This is a genomic window from Cellulomonas sp. KU4C (genome assembly GCF_056868065.1).
Genome location: NZ_CP200322.1, coordinates 2,093,685 through 2,108,333 on the forward strand (window position 1 = coordinate 2,093,685; position 14,649 = coordinate 2,108,333).

Annotated in this window: 12 protein-coding genes and 1 pseudogene; 1 reads left to right on the forward strand and 12 read right to left on the reverse strand. The window is 75.1% G+C overall.

Features of this window, described 5'->3' with window-relative positions:
* Positions 1–2 precede the first annotated feature (2 nt).
* The 7 genes and pseudogenes from AC1VL8_RS10010 to AC1VL8_RS10040 all read right to left on the reverse strand — a co-directional run.
* The gene (locus tag AC1VL8_RS10010) at positions 3–365 is read right to left on the reverse strand and encodes an META domain-containing protein (protein WP_483075066.1); all 363 of its coding nucleotides are present in this window, start codon (positions 363–365) and stop codon (positions 3–5) included.
* 43 nt (positions 366–408) lie between these two features.
* Positions 409–1,449, reverse strand: a complete 1,041-nt coding sequence (locus tag AC1VL8_RS10015; protein WP_483075067.1) for an LLM class flavin-dependent oxidoreductase — start codon at positions 1,447–1,449, stop codon at positions 409–411.
* Between the two features lie 101 nt (positions 1,450–1,550).
* A complete protein-coding gene (locus AC1VL8_RS10020; protein WP_389226513.1) occupies positions 1,551–2,825 on the reverse strand; it encodes a Glu/Leu/Phe/Val family dehydrogenase in 1,275 nt (424 codons plus the stop codon).
* Positions 2,826–2,933: 108 nt separating this feature from the next.
* Entirely contained in the window at positions 2,934–3,989 is a 1,056-nt protein-coding gene (locus AC1VL8_RS10025; protein ID WP_483075068.1) for a M15 family metallopeptidase, read from the reverse strand.
* Positions 3,986–4,771, reverse strand: coding sequence for an aldo/keto reductase (locus AC1VL8_RS10030; RefSeq protein ID WP_483076227.1), 786 nt, complete (start codon positions 4,769–4,771; stop codon positions 3,986–3,988). Before AC1VL8_RS10030 ends, AC1VL8_RS10025 begins: the two co-directional genes overlap by 4 nt.
* On the reverse strand, positions 4,768–5,211 hold the full coding sequence (locus AC1VL8_RS10035; RefSeq protein WP_483076228.1) for a helix-turn-helix domain-containing protein: 444 nt from the start codon (positions 5,209–5,211) through the stop codon (positions 4,768–4,770). Before AC1VL8_RS10035 ends, AC1VL8_RS10030 begins: the two co-directional genes overlap by 4 nt.
* Positions 5,212–5,341: 130 nt before the next feature.
* Positions 5,342–5,605 (reverse strand): annotated as a pseudogene (locus AC1VL8_RS10040) (AraC family transcriptional regulator); the annotation flags it as partial.
* 111 nt (positions 5,606–5,716) lie between these two features.
* Between AC1VL8_RS10040 and AC1VL8_RS10045 the strand changes: the two are divergent.
* Entirely contained in the window at positions 5,717–9,103 is a 3,387-nt protein-coding gene (locus AC1VL8_RS10045) for a proline dehydrogenase family protein (protein ID WP_483075069.1), read from the forward strand.
* A gap of 137 nt (positions 9,104–9,240) precedes the next feature.
* Here the strand turns inward: AC1VL8_RS10045 and AC1VL8_RS10050 are convergent, their stop codons facing one another.
* The 5 genes from AC1VL8_RS10050 to AC1VL8_RS10070 all read right to left on the reverse strand — a co-directional run bounded on the left by AC1VL8_RS10050 (position 9,241) and on the right by AC1VL8_RS10070 (position 14,600).
* A complete protein-coding gene (locus tag AC1VL8_RS10050) occupies positions 9,241–10,263 on the reverse strand; it encodes a LacI family DNA-binding transcriptional regulator (RefSeq protein ID WP_483076229.1) in 1,023 nt (340 codons plus the stop codon).
* Between the two features lie 115 nt (positions 10,264–10,378).
* Complete coding sequence (locus AC1VL8_RS10055; RefSeq protein ID WP_389226528.1) at positions 10,379–11,302, reverse strand: carbohydrate ABC transporter permease; 924 nt, start codon at positions 11,300–11,302, stop codon at positions 10,379–10,381.
* The gene (locus AC1VL8_RS10060) at positions 11,299–12,399 is read right to left on the reverse strand and encodes a carbohydrate ABC transporter permease (protein ID WP_483075070.1); all 1,101 of its coding nucleotides are present in this window, start codon (positions 12,397–12,399) and stop codon (positions 11,299–11,301) included. The genes AC1VL8_RS10055 and AC1VL8_RS10060 overlap by 4 nt, the downstream gene beginning before the upstream one ends.
* Positions 12,350–13,798 (reverse strand): ABC transporter substrate-binding protein, encoded by a 1,449-nt coding sequence (locus AC1VL8_RS10065; protein WP_483075071.1) that lies wholly within the window; start codon positions 13,796–13,798, stop codon positions 12,350–12,352. The genes AC1VL8_RS10060 and AC1VL8_RS10065 overlap by 50 nt, the downstream gene beginning before the upstream one ends.
* Positions 13,799–14,093: 295 nt before the next feature.
* Positions 14,094–14,600: a DUF2505 domain-containing protein gene (locus AC1VL8_RS10070; protein ID WP_483075072.1), complete on the reverse strand. Its 507-nt coding sequence runs from the start codon at positions 14,598–14,600 to the stop codon at positions 14,094–14,096.
* Positions 14,601–14,649: the final 49 nt, after the last annotated feature.

The following is a 14,649-nucleotide window of genomic DNA, read 5'->3' on the forward strand; positions in this document are numbered from 1 at the left end:
GGTCAGACCTCGGACTCCTCCGGCGGGGCGGGCAGCAGGCGGCTGACCCGCCCCTGCCCGTCGGTGAGCAGCAGCGCGCCGTCGTCGACCTCGGCCCGCAGCGGCCCGGCCAGCAGGTCCAGCACCACGCGCTCGCGCGCGGTGTGCTCGGGCGTCCCGGCCATCAGCGTCGTCACCACCGGCCCGAACCGCAGCAGCCCGTCCTCGACCGCCCAGGTCCCGCGCAGGCGGTTCACCCCGCCGGTGCCGTAGACCTGGCCGTCGCCGGAGAACGTCAGCGACGGGTGCGCGCGCTCGGGCCCGTCGGCGAGCGCCACCCCCGCGAGCTCGGTGAACCGCCACGTGTGCCCGACGACCTCGTCCATGCCGCCGATCCTGGCACCCCGCCCCCTGCGGCGCACCTGCCCGTCACCAGGCGGTGGCGAGGGCCTCCAGGGTGGCGACGCGGTCCGCTACGTCGTGGGTCGTGGACGTGACCAGCAGCTCGTCGGCGCCGGTGCGGCGGACCAGCTCGCGCAGGGCCTCGACGGCGGGGCCGACGGTGGTGGCGACCTGGGTGCCGGGGGACCGGGCGAAGAAGTCCCGCGCCTGGTCGGGGTCCAGCGACGCGAGCAGGTGCTCGGCGTCCTCGGGGGTCTCGATCGGCGCGAGGGCACCGCCGGTACGCAGCCGGACGGCCATCACCTTGCTCGGGCCGGCGAGCCACGCGGCGCGCTCGTCGGACTCGGCGACGATCACGGACGCGGACACCATCAGGTGCGGGGCGTCGAGCACCGCGGACGGCCGGAACGACGCCCGGTACACCTCCGCTGCCTGCGTGGTGATGCCGGTGCCGAAGTGGTGCGCGTAGGAGAACGGCAGCCCGAGCTCGCCGGCCAGCTGGGCGCTGAAGGTGCTGGACCCGAGCAGCCACACCTGCGGCGTGCCGGTGGGTGCCGGGGTCGCGGCGAGGCGGCTCGCGGTGGCGCTCGGCGCCTTCCCGGCGGGCAGCTGGCCCAGCAGGTGCAGGACGTCGAGCAGCTCGGCGGGGAAGTCCTCGGCGCCCAGGCCCTCGACGGTGCGGCGCAGCGCGGCGGCGGTCGCGGGGTCCGCGCCGGGTGCGCGGCCGATGCCGAGGTCGACCCGGCCGGGGTGCAGGGCCTCGAGCATCGCGAACTGCTCGGCGATCACCAGCGGCGGGTGGTTGGGCAGCATGACGCCACCGGAGCCGACCCGGATCCGCTCGGTCGACGCGGCGAGGTGCGCGAGCAGCACGCCCGGGGACGTCGACGCGACCGCCGGCATCGAGTGGTGCTCCGCGACCCAGAACCGGCGGTAGCCCAGCGCGTCGGCGCGCTGCGCGAGGACGGTCGAGTCGGCGAGGGCCTGCGCGCTGGTGCGCCCCGTCCCGACCGGGGACAGGTCGAGGACGGACAGGGGGACGGCGGTGGTCTGCGGGTCGGTGCTCACACCAGGGCCAACGCGGCGGGCCGGGAGGTGCTTCCCGGCTCCGCCGCGTCGCGGGTCACACGCCGGGCCGCGGGCCCGGGCCGGTGGTCACGGGCCGGTGGTCACGGGTACAGGCCGCGCAGCTGGTGCGCCTCGGCGACCCGGCGGACCCCGATGACGAGCGCCGCGTCCCGCAGGGTGATCCCGTCGGCGCGGGCCCGCTGGGCGACGGCGGCGTACGCGGACCGCATCCGGTGCTCGAGGCGGTCCTCGATCTCCCGCTCGGTCCACCAGTAGGCCTGGTTGGCCTGCACCCACTCGAAGTACGACACGACCACGCCGCCCGCGTTGGCGAGGATGTCCGGCACGACGGTGATCCCGCGCTCGGCGAGCACCCGGTCGCCGGCGCTGGTGGTGGGGCCGTTCGCGCCCTCGACGACCCAGCGGGCCTTGACGGTGCGGGCGGTGTCCTCGTCGAGCACGTCCTCGACGGCGGCGGGGATCAGGACGTCGACGTCGAGCGCCAGCAGGGCGTCGTTGTCGATCGGGTCGGCGCCGGCGAAGTCCACGACGGACCCGGTCTCGGCGACGTGCGCGAGCAGCGCGGCGACGTCGAGCCCGCCGGGTGCGTGCACGCCGCCGTACTGGTCGCTGACGGCGACGACGCGGGCGCCGCCCTCGGCGAGGAACCGTGCGGCGTGCGAGCCGACCTTGCCGAACCCCTGGACGGCGGCGGTCACCTCGGCGAGCTCGGTGCCGGCGTCGGCGAGCGCGGCGGCCGTGGCGTGCACGACGCCGCGGGAGGTCGCGGTGGCGCGGCCGAGGGAGCCGCCGACGGCGAGCGGCTTGCCCGTGACGACGGCGGGGATGGTGTACCCGGAGTTCACCGAGTAGGTGTCCATCACCCAGCTCATCGTCTGCTCGGTGGTGCCGACGTCGGGCGCCATGATGTCCCGCTCCGGGCCGATGATCGGCATCACCTCGGAGGTGTACCGCCGGGTGACCCGCTCGAGCTCCGCGGGGGAGTAGCCCCGCGGGTCGATCGCCACGCCTCCCTTCGCGCCGCCGTAGGGCAGCTCGACGACCGCGCACTTCCACGTCATCCACATCGCCAGGGCGCGCACCTCGTCGATGTCCACGCCCGGGGCGTACCGCAGGCCGCCCTTGCCGGGACCGCGGGAGATGTTGTGCTGCACCCGGTAGCCGGCGTGCAGCTCGACCCGCCCGTCGTCCCGGCGCAGCGGGACCGCGACGTGCAGCTCGCGGCGCGGGGTGGCGAGCATCTGGTGCAGGCCCTCGTCGTAGCCGAGCAGCTCGACGGCCGACGACAGCTGGGCGAGGGCGGTGGTCAGGGGGCCGGTGGGGGTCCCGGTGGGGTCCGGCTCGTGCGCGGTCATGCAGGCGCCTCCTGGGCATCTGGTCCGCCGGCCCGGGCGCGGCCTCGTCGCCGCCCCCACGGGTGAGCCGCCGGGTCGGGGCCACTGTGCCACACCGGCACCGGCCGCTCAGGACGTGCGGCCGGGCCCGTACTCGAAGTGCCAGTACTCCGCGTACGGCTGGCCCTGCCGGACCCGCGCGGGGGCGTACCAGCCGTAGGTCGGGCCGTTCGCGACCAGCCAGTCGTACCGGGCGGTGCCGAACCCGTAGGTGCCGGGCCACTCCTGGACGTCGAGCGCGGTGCCCAGGCCGTGCGACGACGTGCCCGGTGCGGCGGCGAGCCCGCCGAACGCGGCCTTCATCGCGACCTGGTCGTCGTAGGACCGGTAGGTCAGGTCGAGGTCGAGCGGCGCGCCGAACGCGGCGGTGAACGCGTCGTTCAGCGCCGTGAGCGCGTCGGCGGCGTCGCACCGCAGGTACTGGGCGAACCCGAGCTGGTCGGTGCCCCACGGGACCCGGCACATCGCCGACATCGGCATGTGGCCGTTCGAGCCGTCGCCGTCGGCGGTGGGCACGGACGTCACCCACAGGACGTTCCCCGCCGCGTCGACGGGGCGGCCGTCGCGGTAGCCGGCGATGCCGGGGGCGCCGGCGGTCCCGGAGGAGCCGGGCTTCGCCGCGGCGTCGCGGGCGGCCTGGGCCTGCGCGGCGGCCTCGGCGGCGGCCTGCTCCTCGGCGACGCGTGCGGCCTCGGCCTCGGCGGCGGCCTGCGCGACGGCGGCCTCGGCCGCTGCCTGCTCGCGTGCCGCCCGGGCGGTGTCGGACGAGCGCAGCGACGCGTCCAGGAGCGCCGCGCGCCCGCGGTCGGTCAGGAACGCGTCCTCCTGCGCGGCCAGCTCGGCCTGCAGCCCGAGGGCCACGGCGGTGCGCTCGGCCTCGGCGGCCCGCTCCCGACCCGCGTGCAGCTGGACGCCGGCGACCGCCACGGCGGCGACGAGCAGGGCGCTGGTGGCCGACGCGACCACGACGCGGGCGCGCCCGGCCCCGCGGCCCTCGCCGCCCTGCCGCCGCCCGCCCTGCTCCCGCCCACCCTGCTGCCGCCCGCCTTGCCGCCGCCCACGCTCCGCCACCCGCCGGGCGCGACGGCCGGGCGGGGCGGCGGGTGCGGGTGCCGGGTCGGTCACGCGCCGCCCAGGCCGTCGATCCGCGCGACCTCGTCGGCGGTCAGCGTCAGGTCCAGCGCGGCGAGGTTGTGCTCGATCCGCTCGCGGCTGGTCGACTTCGGGATGACGACGACCTCGTGCGCGAGGTGCCACGCCAGGACGACCTGGCGGGTGCTGGCGTCGTGCGCGGCGGCGACCTCGGTGAGCACCGGGTGGTCGAGGTCGGTGCGCTTGAACGCGCTGTACCCCTCGATCCGGACGCCGCGGGCCTCGTGCTCGGCGACCAGCGCGGCGTCCCAGTCGGTCGGGCTCCACGGGATCTGGTTCACGGCGGGGGCCTCGCCGGTCGCGGCGATCAGCTCGTCGATCTGCGCCACCGAGTAGTTCGAGACGCCGATCGACCGGACCAGGCCCTCGTCACGGGCGGCGATGAGCTGCTCCCACGTCGCGGGCGTCGCCTGCTTGTGCGGCGGCCAGTGGATCAGCCACAGGTCCAGGTGGTCGGTGCCGAGGTGCGCGAGCGACTCCATCAGCGTCTGGCGCTCGCGGCCCGCGTGGTCCGGCGGGAGCTTGGTGGTGACGAACACGGCGTCCCGGTCGATGCCGACGGCGGCGAGCGCGCGGCCGACCTCGGCCTCGTTGCCGTACCCGGTGGCGGTGTCGACGTGCGTGTAGCCGAGCTCGAGGGCGGCGATGACGGCGCGTTCGGCGTCGGTGCCCTCGGACTGCCAGGTGCCGAGGCCGAGCAGCGGCATCGCGCCGCCGGGGAGCTGGACGGTGGGGGTCCGACGGTCAGCTGTCATGGCTCCATCGTGTCCCAGGCCGCCGGACGCGGCCACGGCAGCGGGTCGGCGGCGGGCGCCACGGGGGTCGGGGCGGTGCGCGCGGCGCGGCGGAACTGGGCCGGGGTCTCGCCGGTCAGCCGCCCGAACGTCCGCGTGAACGACGCCTGGTCGTAGAACCCGGCGGCGGCCGCGACCTCGGCCAGCGGCAGGTCCCCGCCGCCGAGCAGCGCCGCGGCGTGGTCGACCCGCGCCCGCAGCACGTACTGCTGGGGCGACAGCGCGTACACCCGGCGCACCCGGCGGTCGAGCGTGGACGTCGAGCATCCCGCGGCCGCGGCGAGCTCCGCGACCGTCGGCGGCGTCGCGAGCCTGGCCTGCACGAACGCCGCGACGCGGGACAGCGCGGCCACGGTCGCGGCGTCGGCGTCGCCCGCGCGCAGGGCCTGGGAGATGCTCACCAGCCCGACCACGGCGCCCGCGTCGTCCCGGACCGGGACCTTGGACGACAGGTACCACCCGGGCGGACCGCCGGGCCGGCGGATCAGCTCGAGCTTCCCGGTGCATCGAGCGCCCGTCCGCGAGCACGTCGCGGTCCTGGGCGTCGTACCGCTCCGCGAGGTGCGGCTCGAACAGCTCGCTCGCGGTGCGCCCGACCACCGCCCGCCGCGACCGCTCGGGGGTGCGGCGCACGAACGCCTCGTTGACGACGACGTACCGGCCGGTGACGTCCTTGGCGCAGAACATCGTGCCGGTCAGGTCGTCGCACAGGCGCAGCAGCGCCGGGGTGAGGGCGCGCAGCAGCGCACCGGCCTCCGGGGAGGCGGCGGTCGTGAGCGGTGGACGGCGTGCCATGTCGCAGGCAGCGTAGGCGGTGCGGATGACGCGCACGTGTCACGGATCCGGGGCCGTGGCCCGCGTGATCGGTGCAAGACGCGCCCCGGCCCGCCAGGGAAGGATCCCGCCATGACGACGACCGACCCCGCGGCCCCCGCCGCGCACCCCGGCAGCCCCGCGCCGGCCCCTCAGCCCGCCGCTGTGCCCGCCGGTCCCGACGCCGACCTCACCGCCGCCGCCGTGCACCTGGCCCGCCGCTGGATGTCGGCCACCGCCGCCGACGAGACCCCGGCCGAGCGCCGCGCCACGGGCCGGCTCGCCGCGCTGGTCGCCGACCCGGCGGGCCTCGAGCTCGCGGTGCGGTTCGTCGACCGGGTGGCCCGCCCGCAGGACGTGCGGGTCGCCGCCGCGGAGCTCGCGGACCTGGGCGACCGGGCCGCGGACGCCGCCGGGTTCCTCGGCGCCGTCGACCGCGTGCTGCTGGGGGTGGGCGCCCGCGTCGCCCCGGTGCTGCCCTCGGCGGTCGTCCCCGCGGCCCGGATCCGGCTGCGTCAGCTCGTCGGCCACCTCGTCGCGGACGCCGGCCCCGGGCTGGCGGGCCACATCGCCCGCGCGCGCCGCGACGGGTTCCGGCTCAACCTCAACCTGCTGGGCGAGGCCGTGCTCGGGGAGGACGAGGCGAACCGGCGGCTGCAGCGCGTCGCCGAGCTGGTCGCGCGCCCCGACGTGGACTACGTGTCGGTCAAGGTGTCCGCGGTCGCCAGCCAGCTGTCCACCTGGGACACCGAGGGCAGCGTCCGGCGCGTCGTGCAGCGGCTGCGCCCCCTGTACCGGGCCGCCGCGGAGTCCGGCACGTTCGTCAACCTCGACATGGAGGAGTACCGCGACCTCGCGCTGACCGTCCGGGTGTTCGACGAGCTCGTCTCCGACCCTGCCGTCCGGCACCACGAGCTCGGCATCGTGCTCCAGGCGTACCTGCCCGACACCTCCGCCGCGCTCGAGGAGATCACCGCGATCGCCCGCCGCCGGGTCGCGGCCGGCGGTGCCCGGCTCAAGGTCCGCCTGGTCAAGGGCGCGAACCTCGCGATGGAGCAGGTCGAGGCCGAGCTGCACGACTGGGAGCAGGCGCCGTACGCCGACAAGCCCGAGGTCGACGCGCACTACGTCCGGCTCGTGCGCCGGGCCCTCGACCCCGACCGCACCGGCGCCCTGCGGGTCGGCGTCGCCAGCCACAACCTGTTCCACGTCGCGTACGCGCACCTGCTCGCGGAGGCGCGCGGCGTGACCGAGGCGCTCGACGTCGAGATGCTGCAGGGCATGGCGCCGGCGCAGGCCCGCGCCGTGCAGCGCGAGGTCGGCCAGGTGCTCCTGTACACGCCGGTCGTCGCGAAGCAGGACTTCGACGTCGCGATCTCCTACCTGGTGCGCCGGCTGGAGGAGAACTCCGCCCACCAGAACTTCCTGCACGCGCTGTTCGCCGAGGGCGAGGTGCCCGACCCCGACCGCGGGATCGGCGGGCAGGAGCGCGCGTTCCTCGCCTCGGTGCACGACGCCGAGGCCGTGCCCACCGAGCGTCGCCGGCTGCCGCGGGCCGAGTCCGTGCACGAGGTGCTGCCCGGCGCGTTCCGCAACGCCGCCGACACCGACCCGGCCGTCGCCGAGTCCCGGGCCTGGGCCGCGGGGCTCGTGGCGCACGACGTCGAGCCGCCCGCCGGGGCCGTCGAGGTCGCCACCACCGCCGAGGTCGACGCCGTCGTGGCCCGCGCCGCCGCCGCCGCGCCCGTGTGGTCCGCCCGGACCCCCGCCGAGCGCGCCGAGGTGCTGCGCCGCGCCGCGGACGCGCTCGAGGCCGCCCGCGGCGACCTGGTCGCGACGATGGTGCACGAGGGCGGCAAGACCGTCGCCGAGGCCGACCCCGAGGTCAGCGAGGCCGTGGACTTCGCCCGGTACTACGCCGACCGCGCCGAGGACCTCGCGGACGGCCGCGTCGCCGGCGCCCGGTTCACGCCGCACGGCGTCACCGTCGTCACCCCGCCGTGGAACTTCCCGGTCGCGATCCCGGTCGGCTCGACGCTCGCGGCGCTCGCGGCCGGGTCGCCGGTGCTGGTCAAGCCCGCGCCCCAGACCCCGCGGTGCGTCCGGGTGGCGATGGCCGCCGTCCAGGGCGCGCTCGACGCGGCCGGCGTCACCGAGCCGGCGCTCCAGGTCGTGCTGTCGCCCGAGGGCGAGGTCGGCCGGCGCCTCGTGACGCACCCCGACGTCGCGCGGGTGCTGCTGACCGGCTCGTTGGAGACCGCGCAGCTGTTCGCCGGCTGGCGGCCCGACCTCGACGTGCTCGCGGAGACGTCGGGCAAGAACGCGCTGGTCATCACCCCGTCCGCCGACGTCGACCTCGCCGTCGCGGACCTGGTGCGGTCGGCGTTCGGGCACGCGGGGCAGAAGTGCTCGGCGGCGTCGCTGGCGATCCTCGTCGGCTCGGCCGGGACGTCCGACCGGCTGCGCCGGCAGCTCGCGGACGCGGTCACCTCGCTGCGGGTCGGCTGGTCGGACGACCTCGGCACCGCGATGGGCCCGCTGGTCGAGCCCGCGTCGGGCAGGCTGCTGCGGGCGCTGACCACGCTGGACGAGGGCGAGGGCTGGCTGGTGCGGCCGCGCCGGCTCGACGACGAGGGCCGGCTGTGGACGCCGGGCGTGAAGCACGGCGTGCGCCCCGGGTCGTGGTTCCACCTGACGGAGTGCTTCGGGCCCGTGCTCGGCGTGATCCGGGTCGACACCCTGGACGAGGCGATCGCGGTGCAGAACCAGGTCGCGCTCGGGCTGACCGGCGGCCTGCACTCGCTGGACGAGGCCGAGATCGCGCACTGGCTCGAGCGGGTCGAGGTGGGCAACGCCTACGTCAACCGGCACATCACGGGGGCGGTCGTGCAGCGCCAGCCGTTCGGTGGCTGGAAGGCGTCCGTCGTCGGACCCGGCGCCAAGGCCGGCGGCCCGTCCTACGTCGCGCAGCTCGGCACCTGGGCGGACGACGACGACGTGGCCGCGCTGGACGACGACGCGTGGCTCGCGTGGGCGCAGCGCGACGACGCCCGGGTGTGGCAGGACGAGCTCGGCGTCGACCGCGACCCCACCGGCCTGGCCGCGGAGGAGAACACGCTGCGGCACCGCCCCGTGCCGCACCTGACCGTGCGGGTCGGCGCCGACGCCCGGGACCGCGACCTGGCGCGCGTGCTCGGCGCCGCCCGGACCGTCGGGGTGCCGGTCACCGTCAGCCGGGCCGCGGACGAGCCGGACGACGCGTTCGCCGCCCGGGTGGTCGCGGGCGAGGTCACCGGGCGGGTCCGCGTGGTCGGCACCGCCCCCGGCCTGCGCGCCGCGGCGGTCCTGCGCACCGGCGAGGTCACCGTCCTGGACGCCCCGGTCGTCGCGAGCGCCCGACGCGAGCTGATGACGGTCGTCCGCGAGCAGGCGGTCAGCCGCACCCGGCACCGCTTCGGCCACATCGACCGCACCCGCTGACCGCACCCGCTGACCGCACCCGCGGCCCGCTGACCGCGGCCGCCAGGGCGCATCCGACGCCACGAGGGCGTACTCCACGGAGTACGCCCTCGTGGTGTCTCGTGCGCCCTCGCGGGGCGGGAAACGCGCGGGGTGGGTCAGGCGGAGCCGCGGACGACGAGCTCCGGCTCGAAGATGTGCGGGTCGCGGCGCGGCTCGCGGCCCTGGAGCTGGGCGACCAGCTCCTCGCCGGCGGCGCGGGCCATCGCGATGACCGGCTGGGTCACCGTCGTGAGGTTCGGCTTCGTGGTGGTGGCCAGGCCAGAGTTGTCGTAGCCGACGACCGCGACGTCCCCGGGCACGTCCCGACCCAGCTCGGCGAGCACGGGCAGCGCACCCGCGGCCATCAGGTCGGAGGCGATGAACACCGCGTCCAGGTCGGGGTGCCGCTCGAGCAGCTCGCGGACGCCCGCCGCACCGCCGTCGACGGTGAAGTCGCCGTGCACGACGGCGTCGTCGGGCAGACCCGCCTCGGTGAGCGCGGCGCGCCACCCGGCGAGCCGGTCGATGCCCGCGGACATGTCCGCGGGCCCGGTGATCGTGCCGATCCGCCGCCGGCCGAGGCCGATCAGGTGCTCCGTGGCGAGGCGCCCGCCGCGCACGTTGTCGGTGTCGACCACGGCCGCCGTCTCGCCGCCGGCCAGCGGGCGGCCGATGAACACGGTCGGGAGCCCCGAGCCCTGCAGGGCGCGGTCGATGGAGTCGTCCCGGTGGTGGGACACGACGATCGCGCCGTCGACGTGCCCGGCGCGCAGGTAGCGGGCGGTCCGCTCGGACTCGCCGGGCCGCGCGATGATGAGCAGCAGCTGCAGGTCGGACTGCGCGAGCGGGGTGGATACGCCGTTGAGCACGCCCGCGAAGAACGGGTCGGACAGCACGCGCTCGTCGGGCTCGGGCACCACGAGGGCGACGGACTCGGTGCGCCGGGTCACCAGGGACCGCGCGGCGCGGTTCGGCGTGTAGCCGAGCTCGGCGACCGCGGCGGCGACGGACTCCATCGCCTCGGGGGACACGCGCAGGCCGCCGTTGATCGCGCGGGACGCGGTGGACCGCGAGACGCCGGCGCGCTCGGCGACCTGCTCGAGGGTGGGCGCGGTCGTCGACGGGACAGTCTGGTCGATCACGGTGGATCGCCCCCTTGCTGGGATGACGGGTGGCCGGGCGGGGGCACGGGCCCACGGCTCGCCGCTGGTGCGCGGGGACCCGGGTCCGGGCCCCCGCGCGGAAGCGTAACGGTCAGCCCTTGACGGCCCCGGCCATGATGCCGGCGACGAGCTGGCGACCGGCGACCAGGAACAGCAGGAGCAGCGGGATGATCGACAGGACGACGCCCGCCATGATCAGCGGCAGGTCCTGGAAGAACCCGGCCTGCAGCAGCTTCAGCGCCACCGGCAGCGTGGGGTTCTGGGTGCCGAGGACGATCGACGGCCAGAAGAAGTTCGTCCACGACGTGATGAAGGTGAACAGCGCGAGCATCGCGGCGGCGGGCCGGGCGGCCGGCAGCGCGACCGACCAGAACGTCCGGAACATCGACGCGCCGTCCACGCGGGCGGCCTCGATGAGCTCGTAGGGGAGCGCGGAGTCGAGGTACTGGGTCATCCAGAACACGCCGAACGCGGTGACCAGCGCCGGCAGGATCACCGCCAGCAGGTTGCCGGTGAGGCCGAGCTGGCGCATCACGATGTAGAGCGGCACGACGCCGAGCTGGGTCGGCACGGCCATCGTCGCGATGACGAACACCAGCAGCGGGCCGCGGCCCTTGAACCGCAGCTTGGAGAACGAGTACCCGGCGAGCGTGGAGAAGAACACCACGGACGCGCTGGTCACCAGCGCCACGACCAGCGAGTTGCCGGTGGCACGCACCAGGTCGATGTCGGCGTCGAACACGCGCTGCAGGTTGTCGAGGAAGTGCCCGCCCGGCAGGAACGCCGGGATCGGGTTCTGCGCGACCTCCGCGGACGTCGAGGACGCCAGCTGGAACGTGAAGTACAGCGGGTACGCGGAGATCAGCACGAACGCGCCGAGGACCAGGTAGGTCACCCAGCCCGGACGCCGGTCGGCGCCGCCGCCGTTGCCGCCGCGGCCGCGCTTGCGGGCCGCCGCGCGCGCCGCGCCCTTGCCGGCGGTCTGCTCGATGACGGGGATGGACGGGGCGCTCATCGGGGATCCACCTCGATCGGGGCCGCGGCGGTGACCGCGGCGTCGGACGTCTGCTTGACGCGCCGGGTGAGCTCGCGGCCGTTGCGGCGCGTCTGCCTCCGGGCGGCCTTGGCGGAGCGGCTCATGTCGTCCGCCGACGCGATCCGTCGCGTCAGCCAGTTGTTGAGCAGCGCGAACAGGATGATGATCAGGAACAGCAGCCAGGCGACCGCCGCCGCGCGTCCGAGCTGCTGCTTGTTCCAGCCGAGCTCGTACAGGTAGAGCGTGACGGTCTTCCACTGGCCGTTGGAGCCGCCGAGGCCGGTCGCGTCGTACATGCGCGGCTCGTCGAAGATCTGCAGGCCGCCGATGGTCGACGTCAGGATCACGAAGATCATCGTGGGCCGGACCATCGGGACGGTGATGGAGAAGAACTGCCGCAGCCGGTTGGCGCCGTCGAGCGTGGCGGCCTCGTACAGGTCGCGGGGGATCGCCTGCATCGCGGCCAGCAGGATCAGCGCGTTGTAGCCGGTCCAGCGGAAGTTCACCATCGAGGAGATGGCGAGGTGCGACGCGAGCGCGTCCTTGTGCCAGCCGATCGGGTCGATGCCGATGTGGCCGAGGATCGTGTTGATCATGCCGGAGCCGTCGGCGAACATCTGCGAGAACACCAGGCCGACGGCCACGGGGGCGACGACGTAGGGGAGCAGGACGCCCATCCGCCAGAACGTCTTGGCCCGCAGGTTCGCGTCCAGCATCGCGGCGATCACGAGGGCGGCGACGACCTGGGGGACGGTCGACAGCAGGAAGATGCTCAGCGTGTTGCGCAGCGCCTTCCAGAAGAAGGTCTGGCCGAGCACGAAGGTGAAGTTGTCGAACCCGACGAACTCGCCCTTGCCGCCGATGAGGCTCCACTCGTGCAGCGAGACCCAGCCGGTGTAGAGCAGCGGGAACAGGCCGACGACGGCGAACAGCAGGAAGAACGGCGAGATGTACAGGTAGGGCGAGACCTTCACGTCCCAGCGGCCCAGCGTCTGCCGGAAGCCGATCTTGCGGGGTGGGCGGTCGTCACCGCTGCGCGGTGCCGCGCCCACCGGGGGCGCCGTCTGGGTGGCCATCGTGTTCCTTCGTGCGGGGTGGGACTGCGGGGTCGAGCGGGCGCGCGACGGGCCGCGCGCGACGGGCCGGGCCGCCGGGGTGTCCCGACGGCCCGGCCCGGAGGGTCAGCCGATCGCGGCGACCGCGTCCTCGAAGCCCTTCCAGGACTCGTCGGGCGTCATCGACTTGTCGACGTCGACGCGGTTGAAGGCGTCGGACAGGCCGTTGCGGACGGTGAAGTAGTTCTCGCCCTTGAACGGCTGGGTCGAGATGCCCGCGGAGCGGTCCGTGTAGATCGCGCCGGTGGGGGCGTTGTTGAAGAACTCGCGGGTCATGCCCTGGAAGCTCGTCCGACTTCTGCGCGTCGATCTGGCTCGGGAAGTTGCCGTTCACCGCGAACGCCTTGAGCTGCTGCTCGGGGGCGGTCAGCCAGTCGGCGAGCGCCTTGGCCTCCTCCGGGTGCTCCGACATCGTCGGGACGGTCAGGAACGAGCCGCCCCAGTTGCCGCCGCCGCCGGGGAAGACGTTGGCGATGTCCCAGCCCTCGACGCCGGCCGCGTTGCCCTCGATGTTGCCGAGGAACCAGGCCGGGGCGAGCGCGACCGCGAAGCCGTTGCTCTGGAAGGCGTTGGTCCAGTCGGTCTCCCACTGCTTGAGACCGGCGGACTGGTTGCCGTGCGACAGGATCGTGTCGTAGATGTCGCGGATCTCGGGGTTGTCGAGCGCGATGATCTCGCCGGAGTCGGGGTCCTCGAAGGGCACCTCGACCTGGTTGATCATGCCCTGGGCGATCGCGTCGGCCGAGTCGAAGAACGCCGGGCCGGTGCCCGCGGCCATGAACTGGTCGCCGACGGCGAAGAAGTCGTCCCAGGTGGCGTCGTCGCCGCCGAAGAGGTCGGCGACCGCCTCGCGGTCCGTCGGCAGGCCGGCGGCGGCGAACAGGTCGGCGCGGTAGGCGATGGCCTCGGGGCCGATGTCGGTGGGGTAGCCGAGCAGCGCGCCGTCCTGCGACGTCGCCTGGTCCAGGGTCCACTGGTTCCAGCGACCGTCGACGGAGTCGCTGGTCAGGTCCACGAACTGGTCCGAGTACTGGATGATCTGCGGCATCCAGTCGACCTCGGCGCCCACGACGTCCGCGAGGCCCGAGCCGGCGCCGAGCGCCGTCTGGAACTGCTCCTTGGCGTCGTCGGACTTGCCGAACTTGTTGTGCTCGATCGTGATGTTCGGGTGCTCCTCCTCGTACTGCTTGAGGAGGTCCTCGTAGCCGAACTGGTTGAACGTCGAGATGGTCAGCGTGACCTTCCCGCCGTCATCGCCGGCGGCGTCGTCCGACGACCCGCCGCCGCACGCCGTGGCGAGCAGGGCCACGCCCGTCGCTCCGGCCACGGCCACCCACGTCTTGCGCGTGCTCCTGCGCACCTTGACTCCCTCGTCATCCGGCGGCGTCATCGCCGCGTCCGTTGTGGCGCCGTCGCTGGCGCCTGGAGCGCCATCGCTGGCGCCTGGAGCGCCATCGCTGGCGCCGATCGTGAGAGCGTTCCCAACACCAGGTGCGGGAGCGCTTCCACGCCCATGACCTGACCCTCGCGGGCGGAGGGGAGGGGTGTCAAGCCACGGGTCGCCCGAACGGGTGTGGAAACGCTTCCACGGGTGCATCCGCGCAGGTCAGCGACCTGACGGGGTGAGTCGCGTTACGGAATCGTTACGCGTCCGCTCAGGCGCGGGAGGTGCCGGCGACCCAGTCGCGGGCGACGGCCTCCTCGGCCTGCAGCGCACCACGCACCGCGCCGGCCGCGGCCTCCTCGACGGCCGCGCCGAACAGCGGCACGTTCGCCCGCAGGTCGCCGTCGTACGTGATCCGCGACCCGTCGCCGTCACCGCTCAGCACCACCGTGCCGGTCAGGCGCACCGGCGCGCCGGCGATCTCCACCGCGACCGTGCCCGTGCGCGAGCCGTCCGGCGTGGCAGGCTCCCACGCCTCCACCTGGCGCACCTCCAGGCGCGACCCGACGAACGCCCGCGCCTGCGGCGGGATCTGGTCGGTCGGCAGCGACCGGCGGGTGGTCACCGTGAACGAGCCGTCCTCGCCCGGCGCGACGTCGACCGCCAGCTCCTCGGCGCCGCTCGCGCGCACCTTCGCGGCGACGTACGCGGGGTCGGCCAGCATCGCCCCGGTCGTCCGGGGGTCGGCGGGGACGGAGAGGGTGACCTGCAGGTGCACGACGGGTCCTTCCAGGAGCGCGGGACGCGGGGGTGCGGGGTGCTGAGGC